The organism is Pseudomonas mandelii, assembly GCF_024138395.1.
GTDB lineage: Bacteria > Pseudomonadota > Gammaproteobacteria > Pseudomonadales > Pseudomonadaceae > Aquipseudomonas > Aquipseudomonas mandelii_E.
In genome coordinates this window covers 196070-211926 of the sequence record NZ_JAMYDU010000005.1, presented here as the reverse complement: position 1 = coordinate 211926, position 15857 = coordinate 196070, and the positions used below count along the sequence as shown (strand labels likewise).

The 15857-nt window shown below is 58.3% G+C and carries 15 protein-coding genes; 8 read left to right on the top strand and 7 right to left on the bottom strand.

Going from position 1 to position 15857, the window contains the following annotated elements; genetic code table 11:
• Positions 1–207: 207 nt before the first annotated feature.
• Together NHU87_RS11470 and NHU87_RS11465 are read left to right on the top strand one after the other, a co-directional pair.
• Complete coding sequence (locus NHU87_RS11470; protein ID WP_253548345.1) at positions 208–915, top strand: autoinducer binding domain-containing protein; 708 nt, start codon at positions 208–210, stop codon at positions 913–915.
• 145 nt (positions 916–1060) lie between these two features.
• A complete protein-coding gene (locus NHU87_RS11465) occupies positions 1061–2185 on the top strand; it encodes a methyltransferase (RefSeq protein ID WP_253548343.1) in 1125 nt (374 codons plus the stop codon).
• Between the two features lie 64 nt (positions 2186–2249).
• Here NHU87_RS11465 and NHU87_RS11460 read toward each other — a convergent pair whose 3' ends face one another.
• From NHU87_RS11460 to NHU87_RS11450, 3 genes are read right to left on the bottom strand one after another with little or no spacing between them, the layout of a single operon-like run.
• Positions 2250–2417, bottom strand: a complete 168-nt coding sequence (locus NHU87_RS11460; protein WP_052967973.1) for a DUF2474 domain-containing protein — start codon at positions 2415–2417, stop codon at positions 2250–2252.
• A 31-nt stretch (positions 2418–2448) separates the two neighbouring features.
• On the bottom strand, positions 2449–3456 hold the full coding sequence (gene cydB, locus NHU87_RS11455; RefSeq protein ID WP_253548341.1) for a cytochrome d ubiquinol oxidase subunit II: 1008 nt from the start codon (positions 3454–3456) through the stop codon (positions 2449–2451).
• Between the two features lie 3 nt (positions 3457–3459).
• Positions 3460–4899 (bottom strand): cytochrome ubiquinol oxidase subunit I, encoded by a 1440-nt coding sequence (locus NHU87_RS11450; RefSeq protein WP_253548339.1) that lies wholly within the window; start codon positions 4897–4899, stop codon positions 3460–3462.
• A 484-nt stretch (positions 4900–5383) separates the two neighbouring features.
• On the opposite strand from NHU87_RS11450, the gene NHU87_RS11445 reads away from it, so the two are divergent.
• Positions 5384–6622: an MFS transporter gene (locus NHU87_RS11445; RefSeq protein WP_253548337.1), complete on the top strand. Its 1239-nt coding sequence runs from the start codon at positions 5384–5386 to the stop codon at positions 6620–6622.
• A gap of 23 nt (positions 6623–6645) precedes the next feature.
• Here the strand turns inward: NHU87_RS11445 and NHU87_RS11440 are convergent, their stop codons facing one another.
• The gene (locus NHU87_RS11440) at positions 6646–7197 is read right to left on the bottom strand and encodes a DJ-1 family glyoxalase III (RefSeq protein ID WP_253548335.1); all 552 of its coding nucleotides are present in this window, start codon (positions 7195–7197) and stop codon (positions 6646–6648) included.
• A gap of 67 nt (positions 7198–7264) precedes the next feature.
• On the bottom strand, positions 7265–7720 hold the full coding sequence (locus NHU87_RS11435) for a DUF4879 domain-containing protein (protein WP_253548535.1): 456 nt from the start codon (positions 7718–7720) through the stop codon (positions 7265–7267).
• A 226-nt stretch (positions 7721–7946) separates the two neighbouring features.
• Here NHU87_RS11435 and NHU87_RS11430 point away from each other — a divergent pair, with 226 nt between their 5' ends.
• From NHU87_RS11430 to NHU87_RS11410, 5 genes are all read left to right on the top strand, one after another.
• Entirely contained in the window at positions 7947–9242 is a 1296-nt protein-coding gene (locus tag NHU87_RS11430; RefSeq protein WP_253548333.1) for an NCS2 family permease, read from the top strand.
• The gene (gene trmA / locus NHU87_RS11425; RefSeq protein WP_253548331.1) at positions 9239–10318 is read left to right on the top strand and encodes a tRNA (uridine(54)-C5)-methyltransferase TrmA; all 1080 of its coding nucleotides are present in this window, start codon (positions 9239–9241) and stop codon (positions 10316–10318) included. Before NHU87_RS11430 ends, trmA begins: the two co-directional genes overlap by 4 nt.
• Before the next feature lie 134 nt (positions 10319–10452).
• Positions 10453–11364 carry a LysR family transcriptional regulator gene (locus NHU87_RS11420; RefSeq protein ID WP_253548329.1) on the top strand — a complete coding sequence of 304 codons (912 nt, stop codon included), beginning with the start codon at positions 10453–10455 and terminating at the stop codon, positions 11362–11364.
• Between the two features lie 133 nt (positions 11365–11497).
• Positions 11498–11947 carry a type II 3-dehydroquinate dehydratase gene (gene aroQ / locus NHU87_RS11415; RefSeq protein WP_253548327.1) on the top strand — a complete coding sequence of 150 codons (450 nt, stop codon included), beginning with the start codon at positions 11498–11500 and terminating at the stop codon, positions 11945–11947.
• Complete coding sequence (locus tag NHU87_RS11410; RefSeq protein ID WP_253548325.1) at positions 11944–12798, top strand: shikimate dehydrogenase; 855 nt, start codon at positions 11944–11946, stop codon at positions 12796–12798. Before aroQ ends, NHU87_RS11410 begins: the two co-directional genes overlap by 4 nt.
• Positions 12799–12886: 88 nt before the next feature.
• Here the strand turns inward: NHU87_RS11410 and NHU87_RS11405 are convergent, their stop codons facing one another.
• Both NHU87_RS11405 and quiC read right to left on the bottom strand, forming a co-directional pair.
• Positions 12887–13564 carry a TetR family transcriptional regulator gene (locus NHU87_RS11405; RefSeq protein WP_253548323.1) on the bottom strand — a complete coding sequence of 226 codons (678 nt, stop codon included), beginning with the start codon at positions 13562–13564 and terminating at the stop codon, positions 12887–12889.
• 103 nt (positions 13565–13667) lie between these two features.
• The gene (quiC, locus tag NHU87_RS11400) at positions 13668–15569 is read right to left on the bottom strand and encodes a 3-dehydroshikimate dehydratase QuiC (protein ID WP_253548321.1); all 1902 of its coding nucleotides are present in this window, start codon (positions 15567–15569) and stop codon (positions 13668–13670) included.
• Between the last annotated feature and the right edge of the window lie 288 nt (positions 15570–15857).

Here is a 15857-nt window from a genome sequence, read left to right as displayed (position 1 = left end):
TGTAATGGCTTTTGCCCCTTTCATTAACAGCCCCCTACAATTCTAATTTCCGTTAGTAACAGACCTAAGAACCGGTTATGCAGTTGCAAGCTTCTTCAAGAGCGAAAAAATCCAGCACACAAGTGGGAATTCTCCTACACTCGTGGCGTGCCCGGATCTTGGATCCAATCAGCGCCAACGCAAGTAAGTCCGCAATGGAGTTACCCAATGAAAGTGTGGAAGGAATCACAGTTAACGCAGCTTTCTTACGCTCAGAAAATAGAGACCGCCTACGAGATTTCTCTCAATCTCGTTAAAAATCTTGGCTTTAATTTCTGTGCATTTTCAATAACATCCCAAGTAAGGGGGATACGCCGCAATACGATAAATCTGAATAATTATCCCAGCGAATGGAACACGAAATATGAACAAGAGCATTTCAGTGAGGTCGATCCGGTACTGGCCCATTGCAATCGTTCTGAATTACCGATTCTTTGGCAGGAAGAAATCTTCTGCAAGACACCAACACTGCGGCAAGCACAAAAACAGCAAGGGCTGCGCTATGGCTGGTCCCAATCCGTTCATGATGAGAACGGCCTTTGCAGCATGCTGAGCCTGGCCAGAAGCCACTGTCCGATTACTACGCATGATCTGTATAAAAATCTGGGCTACGCGTTGTTCATTAGCCGTCACCTGCACCGGCTTGTCGCGAAAGAACTGCCTGCACCCGCAAAACCGGGCACAGTGCATTTATCATGCAGGGAAATCGAGGTATTGAAGTATTCAGCCGATGGCAAGACGGCAGGCGAGATCGCGATCATTCTCTGCCTGAGTGAAAGCACGGTACAGTTCCATATACGCGGCGCCATCCGGAAATTCGGCGTAAACAACAAGATTGCGGCAGTGATCAGAGCGGCGAGAGTGGGCGCCATCTGAATCTGATTGAGTCCGGTAATCCCCGCGAGTAATCCAAGCGAAAAAAACGTACCATTTGCGATCCATCCTGAGTGATGCCGTGTGAAACGCCATGACGCAGTCCACTCGGATGGTTCGCCCGTTGACTACCCAGAGCCCCCGCCTCATGCCTCTGCTCGAAACCCCTTTCGCTCGACTCGATCTGATCCGCCAGCCAGAACAGCAGAATGAACCGTTGCAAGCATTTGATGCCGCAGACGAATACCTGCTCAATCATCTGGCCGAGCAACAACCGGCAGCCGATACCCGAGTGCTGGTGCTCAACGACAGCTTCGGTGCTTTGGCCGCCAGCCTGATGGGCAAGGTTCAGGTGACCAGCAGCGGCGATTCTTTTCTGGCTTTTCAGGGGCTGGAAAAAAACTTGATACGCAACGGCCAGGCGTTTGATGCAGTGCCGAAGGTGCCTGCCAGCGAAGCGTTCATCGGGCCGTTCGACCGGGTATTGATCCGGGTACCGAAAACCCTGGCCCTGCTGGAAGAGCAACTGATCCGGTTACAGGGGCAACTGGCTCCCGATGCCCAAGTGATTGCGGCCGCGATGGTGAAGCATTTGCCACGCGCTGCGGGCGATCTGCTGGAGCGTTACATCGGCCCGGTGCAAGCCTCGCTGGCCGTGAAGAAGGCCCGGCTGTTAATCGCCACGCCCCAAGCCAAAGCGGTTGCTGTCTCCCCCTACCCGACTCGCTATCGACTCGACTCGCCTGCTATCGAACTGCTCAATCACGCCAATGTGTTCTGCCGCGAAGGGCTGGATATCGGCACGCGGGCGTTTTTGCCGCACTTGCCGAAGAACCTCGGCGCAGCGCGGGTAGCCGACCTCGGATGTGGCAATGGCGTATTGGCGATTGCCAGTGCTCTGCAAAATCCTGAGGCGCACTACACGCTGGTGGACGAATCGTTCATGGCCGTGCAATCGGCCGCTGAAAACTGGCGCGCGGCGCTGGGCGATCGTGACGTGATCGTGCGGGCCGGCGATGGTTTGGCTGAGCAGGAACCTCAATCCCTGGACGTAGTGCTGTGCAATCCGCCGTTTCACCAGCAGCAAGTGGTCGGCGATTTCCTGGCCTGGCGGATGTTCCAGCAAGCACGTGAATCGTTGGTGGTGGGCGGAGCGCTGTACATCGTCGGCAACCGTCACCTGGGTTATCACAGCAAGCTGGCGCGGTTGTTCCGCGGCGTCGAGCAAGTCGCGGCCACTCCCAAGTTCGTGATCCTTAAAGCACGTAAATAAAAGCGAAAAAAACCCTCCATCGGGAGGGTTATAATCCGTGCCGCAAGGCCACGGGATGGGAATTTCAGTGGGTGCTCAAACCGGCGGCATTCATGAACATGCGCATCAGCGAGGCCACAATAAACAGTGCCACGACGCTGCCGGTCCAGATCATCGCCAGCCAGCCGAGTCGCTGCCAGAGCGGCTTTTTCTCGGCCGCTTCGATTTCCTGCAAATCAGGTTTTCCAGCCATCATCGCGTTCTCCTCTGCGTAGTCGTATGGGCTAGTGGTAACCATCTTCATGGGTGACCTTGCCGCGGAACACGTAGTAGCTCCAGAAGGTGTAACCCAGGATGAACGGGATGATGAACAGTGTGCCCACCAGCATGAAGCCCTGGCTTTGCGGCGGTGCGGCGGCGTCCCAGATCGAGATCGACGGCGGCACGATGTTCGGCCACAGGCTGATACCCAGACCGCTGTAGCCGAGGAAGATCAGCACCAGGGTCAGCAGGAATGGCGTGTAATGCGCATTGCGAGCCACCGCCCGAATCAGACCGTACAAAGTCACCAGCACCAGAATCGGCACCGGCAAGAACCAGAACAGGTTCGGCAGGGAGAACCAGCGTGCAGCAATATCAGCGTGGGCCAACGGTGTCCAGATACTGACGATGCCAATCACCGCCAGTAGCACGAAGGCCAATGGCCGCGCCAGGTCATGCATCTGTTCCTGCAATTTTCCTTCGGTTTTCATGATCAGCCAGGTGCAACCCAGCAGTGCGTAAGCCACCACCAGCGCCGCACCACAGAACATCGTGAACGGGGTCAACCAGTCAAGTGAGCCGCCGGCAAACTGACGATTCGCTACCGGCAGCCCATCGATGAACGCCCCCAATGCCACGCCCTGAAAGAAGGTCGCGGCGATCGAGCCACCGATGAATGCCTTATCCCAGAGGTGGCGCTTTTCGTCCTTCGCCTTGAAGCGAAACTCGAAAGCCACACCGCGAAAAATCAACCCGATCAGCATGAAAATCAGCGGCAGGTACAACGCCGAGAGCACCACCGAATAGGCCAGCGGGAAGGCGCCGAACAATGCCGCGCCGCCCAATACCAGCCAGGTTTCGTTGCCGTCCCAGACCGGGGCGACGGTGTTCATCATGACGTCACGATCGCTCTTGCCCTTGATGAATGGGAAGAGAATCCCGATTCCCAGGTCGAAGCCGTCCATGACCACGTACATCATGATGCCGAAGATGATGATCACGGCCCAGATCAGCGGAAGATCAATACCCATGATTCAAATCTCCTTGTTCAGGCTGTGGTTGTGATCAGCGTCACCATTGTCATCAGCTGCGGACAATGGACGGGCGGGTGTGCGTTGCTGGCCAGGACCACCTTCGTTGGTTTCCTTGCCTTCGTCGATCTTCGGCCCCTTGCGCACCAAGCGCATCATGTAGCCAAGACCGGCGCCGAACAGCGCGAAATACACCACAACGAACATGATCAAGGTGATGCTCATCTGCACGAAGCTGTGTCCGGAGGACGCGTCTGCCGTGCGCATCAAGCCATAGACCACCCACGGCTGACGGCCGATTTCAGTGGTGAACCAGCCGGCGAGAATCGCGACCAGGCCGGATGGGCCCATCCACAGCGCCATGTACAAGAATGGACGTGAGGTATAAAGCCTGTCGCGTTTACGCAGCCACAGACTCCACAAACCAGTGAAGATCATCAGCACGCCCAGGCCGACCATGATCCGGAACGACCAGAAGACGATGGTCGAATTCGGCCGGTCTTCAGGCGCGAACTCCTTGAGCGCCGGCACTTGCTTGTCCAAGCTATGAGTCAGGATCAGGCTGCCCAGATAGGGAATCTCGACGGCAAATCTGGTTTTCTCGGCTTTCATGTCCGGCCAGCCGAACAGGATCAGCGGGGTCGGTTCATTGCCAACGTTTTCCCAGTGGCCTTCGATCGCAGCGATTTTCGCCGGTTGATGCTTGAGCGTATTGACGCCGTGGAAGTCCCCGATAACCGCCTGAATCGGCGCCACGATCAGTGCCATCCACATCGCCATCGAGAGCATGGTGCGGATCGCCGGGTTGTCCTTGCCGCGCAGCAAGTGCCACGCCGCCGACGAACCGACGAAGAAGGCAGTCGCAACGAACGCCGCCGTGGACATGTGCAACAGCCGGTAGGGGAACGACGGGTTGAAAATAATCGCCAGCCAGTCCACCGGAATGACTTGGCCATTGACGATTTCGTAACCTTGCGGGGTCTGCATCCAGCTGTTGGAGGCCAGAATCCAGAAGGTCGAAATAAGCGTGCCGATGGCCACCATGACCGTCGAGAAAAAGTGCAGTTTGCGCCCGACCTTGTTCCAGCCGAACAACATGACACCGAGGAAACCGGCCTCGAGGAAGAAGGCAGTGAGCACTTCATAGGTCAGCAACGGCCCGGTCACCGAACCGGCGAAGTCCGAAAAACGGCTCCAGTTGGTGCCGAACTGATAGGCCATGACCAAACCGGAAACCACGCCCATGCCGAAGTTGACGGCAAAAATCTTCGACCAGAAATGGTACAGATCGCGGTAAGTATCGTTGTGCGTTTTCAGCCACAGGCCTTCGAGCACCGCCAGGTAACTCGCCAGGCCAATGGTGATGGCCGGGAACAGGATGTGGAACGAAATGGTGAATGCGAACTGAATCCGGGCGAGATCAAGTGCCTCCAAACCGAACATAAGTCTTCCTCTGTCAGGTAATACCGGCTGAAGGCTTGCGGCCTACACCCACTGCCCCCACGGATATGGAGTGTGGCGAATTCGAATTCGTTCTTTTTGTACCATCATCACAAACGTAGGGAGTCTGGCCATCTGGCCGCCGGATCAATTCCACGAAGGGTCTTGATCTGGATCAAGCAACGTTGAAAGAGTAGTCGCATTTTTGCCGATGGACGGTGTGGTCTTTTGCCGCGTGACAGGTTGCCTCATGGCTCTGCTCCTGAGCTCAAACACATTACCTGTGGAAGCGAGCTTGCTCGCGATAACGATCTGCCTGTCACCTTTATGTTGGAGGTGCCGACGCTTTCGTGAGCAAGCTCGCTCCCACAGGGGATTCTGTGTTTTCAAGATCGGTGTCTAGCTAACTAAATTTCCCCGCCCTGCAACTTCTCGTTACAGGTTGGTGATAATCTCGACCCTTCCCCTCGCCCAGACCTGCCTTCAGATGCCCAACCAAGCGCCCCTGCTGTTACGTCATCACCGCCCCTTTATCGCGTTCTGGCTGGCTCGGGTGTTTACCGCCAGCGGTTTCCAGATGTTGACCGTGGCTATTGGCTGGAATCTGTATCAACTGACGGGCAATGTGCTCGATCTGGGCCTGGTGGGCCTGGTGGAATTTGCCCCTCGAGTGTTATTCATGCTGCACACCGGGCATGTCGCGGACCGCTATGACCGGCGCAAGGTCGCGGCGCTCTGTCAGTCACTGCAAGCGCTGATCGCCCTGTCACTGGCCATCGGCAGCGCGACCGACCATGTCACCCGGGAGATGATCTTCATCCTCGCGTTCCTGCTCGGCGCCGCCCGCTCCTTCGAAATGCCGACCACCCAGGCCTTGTTGCCGAGCATCGTGCCCAGCGCGTTATTCCCCCGCGCCGTTGCTGCGGCGCAATCTGCACAACAATCGGCGACCATTGTCGCCCCGGCGCTGGGCGGTTTGCTCTACGCCTTCGGCAGCGTCTGGGTGTATGGCCCGACGGTGATCCTTTACCTCATCGCCTGTGCGCTGATGCTTAACCTTCCGGCCCGGCAAACACCACTGAACAAGGGCAAGGCCACACTGGATTCACTGCTGGCGGGCATTCGCTTCATTCGCAGTCGCCCGGACATTCTCGGGGCGATTTCCCTGGATCTGTTTGCCGTCCTGCTGGGTGGCGCGACCGCGCTGCTGCCGGTGTTCGCCAAAGATATTCTGCTGACCGGTCCGTGGGGTCTGGGCCTGCTGCGTTCAGCCCCTGCAGTCGGTGCATTGCTGATGTCACTGTTTCTGGCGCGATTTGCCGTGGAGCGCAATGTCGGACGGGTTATGTTCACCGCTGTGGGTGTATTCGGCGTGGCGACCATCGCTTTCGGCCTGTCGACTTCGTTCTGGTTTTCTCTCGCCGTGCTGGTGGTATTGGGCGCAGCGGACATGATCAGCATGGTGATCCGCGCCTCATTCGTGCAACTGGAAACCCCCGACGAAATGCGCGGCCGGGTCAGCGCGGTGAATGGTTTGTTCATCGGCGCTTCGAATCAGCTCGGCGAGTTCGAATCCGGTCTGACGGCCCACTGGTTCGGCACCGTGCCGGCAGTGGTCATGGGCGGCATCGGTACGCTGATGGTGACCGGGACCTGGATCAAACTGTTCCCGACCCTGGCCAACCGCGACCGCATGCATGTGCCGGTGGAAGAGGTCAGGGCCTGACGTTGTTGTTCCCCGGGCACTCTTTAAACCACCAACTCCCCTGCCACCGTCGACCGCGTGGCTTTGCCGCAGAGTTGCTCCACCAGTGTCAGCGCAAACTCCAACGCGGCGCCTGAACCCTGGGCAGTGATGCAGTTGCCATCGACCACCACCGGTTGATCGACGAAGTTACAGCCTGACAGTTGATTGCTGACTGTGGGCAGGCAAGTCATGCGTCGCTGACGCAACACGCCAAAGGTTTGCAGCGCCAGCGCCGGAGATTCGGCAATACCGGCGAACAGACGCCCGGCGGCGGCCTGGTCCTTGATCAGTTGTTGCAGGGGTTGGTGGGCCGCCAAATGCTGCGCCCCCACGGTACCGCCGGGCAGCACGATCAGGTCGAAGGGTTGGGCCAGCAAATCCACCAACATCGCATCGGCGGTCAAGCGCGTGCCGCGAGCGCAGGTGAGCATGCGCCGTGCCTCGATGCTGGCCACCACCACTTCAACCTTGGCGCGGCGCAGCACATCGATCAGGGTCACGCTTTGCAGATCGTCGATGCCCTCGGCGAGGGTAATCAGGGCTCTAAAAGTCATGGGCGCGGTCCACAGGATAATCTTTAAAGCGTAGTCAGCTTTCCTGACCCTTGTTCGAGGCCAGCCGTTACTTGATGTAAAGCTGCGTCGACATCGTATTGCCGGGCGCGTTGATCGAGGTGTTGCTGAACGTGAAGATGCCGTCCTGCTTGCCCGCCAGGTTGAAGATGTACAGATAGCCGACGGTTTTTTTTCCGGCGGAGCACTCGGTCAGGTTGCCGGTATCAAAAGCACAAACAGGGGTTCGGGTACCGTCCACCTTGAATCCGTCCAGCGCAACATGAGGCTCGCGACCGTAGCCGACCTCCAGCACGTAGACCTTGATGTTTGGGCCACTGTGGTTGCAGCGGGTCTGGTCCTGACCGGCCGCAATATTTTCAAATCCGCAGCCTGGCGATTCGACCTTGAGTACTTTTACCTGGCTCAACGGTTGTGCCATGGCCGCAGAGGCTGTTTGCGCTCCGGTGAAACAGGTCAGCAGCAACCCGAATGTCGCAATCACACGCTTATTAATGGAATGCATATCTACCCCCTCCCTCCCCCAAAAAAACAGCGCGCAGTATGGCGCAGTTCCGTTTTGTGCAAAACATCGACGACGATCGCAGCCATAAGCAGCCATAGCCCCACGCTGCTGGTATGATGCGCGGCTTTTTCCGACCCACAGAAAATTACCAGGCGCCTGCAGCGGTCTGTGCTTTGCTGTTGAGGTCGATACATTCACGGCGCCGGGCGCGCCACGGGGAGCAGACATGCTGGAAAGGCTGTTTCAACTCAAGGCACACAACACCAACGTGCGGACCGAGATTCTGGCGGGCGTCACGACCTTTTTGGCCATGGCCTACATTCTGTTCGTCAACCCGAGCATCCTCGGCGAAACCGGCATGGACAAGGGCGCGGTGTTCGTCGCCACCTGTCTGGCAGCCGCCATCGGCTCGGCGACCATGGGCCTGATCGCCAACTACCCGATCGCCCTCGCACCGGGCATGGGCCTGAACGCCTTCTTCACTTACACCGTGGTCCTGCACATGGGCCACACCTGGCAAGTGGCGCTGGGCGCGGTGTTCATCTCGGCGGTGATGTTTTTCCTGTTGTCGATCTTCCGCATCCGCGAATGGATCATCAACAGCATTCCGCTGGCGCTACGCTCGGCGATTGCCGCCGGTATCGGCCTGTTCCTGGCCCTGATCGCCCTGCACAACGCCGGCATCGTGGTCAGCAACCCGGCAACCATGATCGGCCTCGGCGACCTAAAGCAACCGGCGCCGATTCTTGCGACCCTCGGTTTTGCCCTGATCGTTGCTCTCGAAGCGCTTGCAGTACGCGGCGCTGTGCTGATCGGTATTCTGGCGGTGACCATTGTTTCGATCGTGATGGGCTTCACCCCGTTCGGTGGCGTGATGTCGATGCCTCCGTCCCTGGCGCCGACCTTCCTGCAACTGGACATCAAAGGCGCACTGGACATCGGTCTGGTCAGCGTCATCTTCGCCTTCCTGTTCGTCGACCTGTTCGACAACTCCGGCACGCTGATTGGCGTCGCCAAGCGTGCCGGCCTGATGGGCAAGGACGGCCACATGCCGAAAATGGGCCGTGCCCTGATCGCCGACAGTACTGCGGCCATGGCCGGTTCCTTGCTGGGCACCTCGACCACCACCAGCTACATCGAATCCGCAGCCGGCGTGAGTGCCGGTGGCCGCACCGGCCTGACCGCCATTGTGGTCGCGATCCTGTTTCTGCTGGCGCTGTTTTTTTCGCCATTGGCAGCCAGCGTTCCAGCCTTCGCCACCGCACCTGCTTTGCTGTTCGTCGCCGTACTGATGACATCCGGCCTGGCCGAAATAGACTGGGACGACATCACCGTCGCCGCTCCGGTCGTGGTCACCGCTCTGGCCATGCCATTCACTTATTCCATCGCCAACGGCATCGCCTTCGGTTTCATCTCCTGGACTGCCATCAAGTTGTTGTCCGGTCGCGGCCGTGAATTGAATTCGGCGCTGGTGATTCTGTCGATTCTGTTCGTGATCAAATTGGGTTGGTTCAACGCATGACTTTTGACTCCCAGGCCTACGCCGTTCAGCTCGAAGAAAAGGTTACGCGCCTGCGCGACCTGCTGGCCCCGTTCGATGCACCCGAACCCACAGTGTTCGATTCGCCGCTGAAAAACTTCCGCCTGCGTGCCGAATTCCGCCTGTGGCGCGAAGCCGGCGAACGTCACTACGCGATGTTTTCCCAGGAAGACAAACGCACGCCGATCCTGATCGAAGAGTTCCCGATCGCAAGCCTGCGCATCAACCAGTTGATGCCGCAGCTCAAGGCGGCGTGGCAAGCGAGTGCGGCGCTGAGCCACAAGCTGTTTCAGGTGGAGTTCCTCACCACGCTGGCCGGCGATGCGATGATCACTCTGTGCTATCACCGCCCACTGGATGAGCACTGGCACACGGCCGCGTCGAAACTGGCAGCCGACCTGAATGTCAGCATCATCGGTCGCTCGAAGGGCAAACGCGAAGTGATCGGTCATGATTACGTGGTCGAGAAACTCGAAGTGAGCGGCCGCACCTTCAGCTATCGCCAACCAGAAGGCGCGTTCACCCAACCCAACGGCACGGTGAACCAGAAAATGCTCAACTGGGCGTATGACGCCCTCGGCGATCGCTCCGACGATTTGCTGGAGCTGTATTGCGGCAACGGCAACTTCACCCTGCCGCTCGCGACCCGCGTGCGCAAAGTGCTGGCCACCGAAATCAGCAAGACCTCGGTCAATGCAGCACTCAGCAACCTGAGCGAAAACTCAGTGGATAACGTCACGCTGGTGCGTTTGTCTGCCGAAGAGCTGACCGAAGCTTTGAACGAAGTTCGCCCGTTCCGCCGCCTGCACGGCATCGACCTCAAGAGCTACGAGTTCGGTAGTGTGTTCGTCGACCCGCCCCGCGCCGGCATGGACCCGGACACTTGTGAACTGACCCGGCGCTTCGACAACATCCTCTACATTTCCTGCAACCCGGAAACCCTGGCGGCCAACATCGCCCAACTGCACGACACCCACCGCATTACCCAATGCGCGATGTTCGACCAGTTTCCGTGGACCCATCACATGGAATCCGGGGTGTTGTTGACCCGTCGTTGATCGCAGCCTCCATATACAAATCAGCCGTCCACAGGACGGCTTTTTTGTGGACGATTGAAACGCCCTGTATTTGTGCGTCCTGATTTGATAAATACAGCCACTGGCATTTCATTTGATTCCCGGTGTAATTAATCATGCAGCGACATTTCGACGATCTTCAATTAGGCAGCATCGAACTGTTTTGCCTGGCCGCCGAGGCCGGCAGCTTTACTGCCGCGGCTCTGGTGGCGGGCGTGACCCCGGCCGCCGTCAGCCGCTCGGTGTCGCGCATGGAAGAACGTTTGGGTGTACGGCTGTTTGCGCGTACCACCCGCAGCGTCAAGCTGACCGACAGTGGCCGGCGTTATTTCGAAGAATGTCGCGAGGCTCTCGCACAACTGGTCGAGGCCCAGCGCGAGGTGATGGGGCAGCAGCAAGAACCTTCCGGCACTTTGCGCATCAGCATTCCCACGACCTATGCCCATCATCGAATCCTGCCCTTGCTGCCTGCGTTTCGGGCGCGCTTTCCCGCCGTGAAGGTCGAGGCGCACATCAGCAATCGCAACATCGATTTCGTCGGTGAAGGCTATGACATGGCAATCCGTGTGCGGGCCATTCCCGACTCCGGGCTGATTGCACGGCCGCTGGAGGATGCCGCGCTGGTGATGATTGCCAGCCCTGATTACCTGAAGCGCGCCGGCATCCCGCAGACGCTGGATGACTTGGCTCAACACGAATGTATTCAGTACGAACTGCCCAGCAGCGGCCGGCGGATTGCCTGGCTTTTCAATGACAACGGTGTGCCGCTGGAGATTCTTGCCGAGGGCAACTACTGCTGCTCCGATGACGTATTGGGCGGCGTGACATTGGCGAAACACGGCGCAGGGTTGTTTCAAACCTATCGCTTCATCGTCGAAAACGAACTGGCGGACGGTTCGCTAGTGGAAGTGCTCAAACCCTATGGCGGACGCTCCCGCCCTTTCACCCTCCTTTACCCGCAAAGTCGCCATGTGCCGTTGCGGCTAAGAGCGTTTATCGACTTTCTGGTTGAGCAGCTGCCGCGCTGATCTGTCCGATCACCGCACAAATAATCCAGGCTTGACGCCCTCTTCAATTGACCTTATTAACCGGTTAGTACAATTTCTCTCCACAGGCTGAAACCCTCGGCCAATGCCAAAAAATAATATGTGGAGAGACCCGATGTCCCCTATCGTTCTGGTGCTCAACGGCCCGAACCTGAACCTGCTGGGCACCCGTGAACCGGCGACTTATGGCCATGAAACCCTGGCGGACATTTCGGCGCTGTGCGGTCGCGCTGCCGAAGAGTTCGGCCTGACAGTGGAATTTCGCCAGACCAACCATGAAGGCGAACTGCTCGACTGGATTCACGCCGCACGTGGTCGTTGCGCCGGGATCGTCATCAATCCGGCCGCGTGGACTCACACCTCGGTCGCCATTCGCGATGCCTTGGTCGCCAGCGAACTGCCAGTGATCGAAGTGCACCTGTCCAACGTCCATGCCCGCGAACCCTTCCGGCATCACTCCTTTGTTTCGTCCATCGCCATCGCGGTCATGTGCGGTTTTGGCAGCCACGGCTATCGTTTGGCGCTGGAGCATTTCAGCCAACGTTTGCAGGGTTTAGCGTCATGACACAGAACACCGTGGTATTGGCCGGGCTGATCGGTGCCGGCATTCAAGCTTCCCGCACCCCCGCGCTGCACGAGCATGAAGGCGATGCGCAGGGTTTGCGTTACTTGTATCGGTTGATCGATCTGGATCAATTGAAACTCGACAGCAGCGCCCTGCCCGACCTGCTGATGGCCGCCGAACGGATGAATTTCACCGGGCTGAACATCACCTTCCCGTGCAAGCAGTCGATCATCCCGTTGCTTGACGAATTATCGCCGGAAGCCCGCGGTATTGGCGCGGTGAACACGGTGGTGCTGAAGGACGGTAAACGCATCGGCCACAACACCGATTGCCTGGGTTTTGCCGAAGGCTTTCGCCGTGGCTTGCAGGGCGTTGCCCTTGAGCGCGTGGTGCAAATGGGCGCCGGTGGCGCAGGCGCGGCAGTGGCCCACGCATTATTGAGCGAAGGCGTACAACTGCTGAGCATTTTCGATGTGGATCAAAGTCGCGCTCAGTCGTTGGCGAACAACCTCAATCAGCATTTTGGTTTCGGTCGCGCTGTGGCCGGTCATGATTTGCCAGATACGTTGGGTAAGGCTGACGGATTGGTGAACACCACGCCGATGGGTATGAAAAAACTGCCGGGCACACCCGTGCCGGTAGAGCTGCTTCGGGCGCAGCTGTGGGTAGCGGAGATCGTTTACTTCCCGCTGGAAACCGAACTGTTGCGCAACGCTCGCGCGCTGGGTTGCCGAACCCTGGATGGCGGCAACATGGCGGTGTTTCAGGCGGTGAAGGCGTTTGAACTGTTCAGCGGCGTGGCGCCGGATGCCCAGCGGATGCTGGCGCATTTTCAAAGCATGAATGGTTGAAAAGCTTCGCGGGCAAGTCGGATCGCCGCACCGCTCGCTCCTACACGGATCGCGTGATCTGTAGGAGCGAGGCTTGCCCGCGAAGGCGTCAGGCCTGCAGGTATCGCAAAACCGACTCGCAAATCATCTCCCGATGACGCTGCTTGATGCTTTCGTCCGGCAAGTCGATCTGAAAGATCTCACTGAAGGTATGACGGTTCGACACCCGATAGAAGCAAAACGAGCTGATCAGCAGATGCACATCCAGCGGATCGAGGTCGGAGCGGAATACACCCTCTGCAGCTCCGCGTCGCAAGATCTCGCCCAGTGAATCGAGGATGGTGTTGTTCATCGCCTTGATCGCATCGGAGCGCTTCACATACTCGGCGTTGTGAATGTTCTCGATGCTGACGATACGCACGAAATCGACGTTGCGATCATGGTGATCGAAGGTGAATTCCACCAACCGCCGAATCGCTTCCACCGGCGCCAGTTCGGCCAGGTGCAAACGGTTTTCGGTGCTGCGAATATCCCCGTAGAGTTTCTCCAGCACCTCGACATAGAGCTGTTCCTTACTGCCGAAGTAGTAATAGATCATGCGTTTGGAGGTGTGGATACGCTCGGCGATCGCATCGACGCGCGCACCGGAAAGTCCCTGCTGAACGAACTCGACAATGGCCTCTTGAAGGATGTTCTCGCGGGTCTTTTCCGGGTTGTTCTTGCGACTCTTGCGAGGCTCGGCAATTGGCTTTTCGGGCGCTACGGAGAGTTCTGAAATTATTGTCATTGCGGGCTCACGGCCATCACTGCACAAGCAGGCGATTATGGGCCGCCGCGCGCAGTGAAGGAAGCCGCGAGGCAGCGGTTTTGTACCCGTGTTTACGATTTTCCTACAACTTTGCCTGACGTACGCCACCACTTCGCGATTTGGCCATGGCCGCCAGTCGCACTGCCACGTTGGCCGCGCCATAACCCGCATAGCCATTTTTGCGCTGGATGATTTCAAAGAAGAACCGTCCCTCGAACGGCTCGGTGTACACATGAAACAGCTCGCCGCCCTGAGCATCGCGGTCGTAGAGCACGTTGAAATAGGCCAGCTCGCTGAGGAACTCATCGTCGAAATCGAACCGCGCGGCGAGGTCATCGTAGTAGTTGAGCGGGATATCCAGCAGCGGCACGCCCGCCTCCTTGGCGCGGCTGACTTCGGCGAAAATGTCGTCGCAATCGAAAGCGATGTGATGCACGCCGGAACCGCGATAACTCGACAGCGCGTGTGAGATGGCGGTGTTGCGGTTCTCGGAAATGTTCAGCGGCAGGCGAATCGAACTGCAACGGCTGCGCAATGCGCGGCTCTTCACCAAACCATACGGGTCGGGCAGCACCACTTCATCGTCGGCTTCGAAATCCAGCAGGCTTTTATAGAACAGCACCCAACTGTCGAGGCTGTCGGCGGGCAGTGCCATCGCCATGTGGTCGATGCGCTTGAGGCCACCGCTGACCACGGCCGTCGTTTGCAGATTGAAGTCGGTGCCGTAGACGTCGGCGTCCTTGTCCACCAGGTAAATCAGACTGCCGTCCGGCGCACGCACCGCTGCCAGTTCAAGCTCATTAGGACCAACGAGTCCGCGATAGGGCTGGCCTTTATAAGCCACGGCGCGAGCCAGCGCACTGGTGCTGTCCTTGACCCGCACGGCGGTGGCGCACAGCGATGGGCCGTGGGCCTCGAAAAAACTGTGGGCGAAGGAGTAAGGCTCGGAGTTGAGGATCAGGTTGATATCGCCCTGACGCAACAGGCTGACGCTTTTGGAACGGTGTTGCCCAGCCTTGACGAAACCCAGCCGCTCCAGCCAATGGGACAGCTTGGCGCCGAGGCTTTCGTCCACTGCGAATTCAAGAAACTCGATGCCGTTGTATTCGCTGGCGCTGGGGGTGTCGAACAGAATGTCGCGATTGGTCGCGGGCGTGGCTTCCTGTTCCAGACGTTGGCGGGTTTTCTCTTCCAGATACAGCAACGAACGCAAACCGTCGGCGGCGTTGGCCCGTGGCGGTGCGGCGCGGAAGCCGTCGTTGAAGATCTCCAGCGACAGCGGCCCGGTGTAGCCACTCTTGATGATGGGCGCGAGGAACCCCGGCAGATCAAATTCGCCCTGGCCCGGGAAACAGCGGAAGTGTCGGCTCCACTCCAGCACATCCATGGCCAGGATCGGCGCATCGGCCATTTGCACGAAGAAAATCTTGTCGCCGGGAATCTCGGCGATGGCGCTCGGGTCGCCCCTGAGCGACAGCGTATGAAAACTGTCCAGCAACACGCCGAGGCTCGGATGATCGGCTTGGCGAACGATGTTCCACACCTGTTGATACGTGTTCACATGCCGGCCCCAGGCCAGCGCTTCATAGCCGATCCGCAGGCCACGAATACTGGCCCGCTCTGCGAGTTGGTACAAATCATCAATCAGGATCTGCTCATCACCGATCGAGTCGGCCGAGGCGTTGCTGCACACCAGGACCAAGTCGGTGCCCAGTTCCTGCATCAAATCGAACTTGCGTTCGGCCCGCTCCAGATTGCGTGGCAGGCGATCGCGGCGGCAACCTTCGAAATCCCGAAAGGGTTGAAACAGCGTGATGGCGATCCCGAGATCGGCGCACATCTGTCTGATTTCCCGCGGGCTACCGTCGTAGTAGAGAAGGTCGTTCTCGAAAATCTCCACCCCGTCAAAACCGGCGGCGGCGATGGCTTCGAGTTTTTCCGGCAGGGTGCCGCTCAAGGAAACGGTGGCAATGGAACGCTGCATGTGTCGACTCCCGGTGGATGGACGGGTCTTGTTAGATTGGTAACAGGCTTTCTGTAGCAGCTGGCGAAGCCTGCGTTCGGCTGCGAAGCAGTCGCAGAAACCGGCATCGCGGTGTTTCAGGCAAACCGTGCATGCAAGATTTACGACTGCTTCGCAGCCGAACGCAGCCTTCGGCAGCTGCTACCCGGAGTCGGTTTTACCTTTAGCAAATTATTGGCTTGACGAATCCACACAGCAATTCAAAGTGTACTACCCGGTTAGTTTTGCGGGCGATTATCGAACACAATG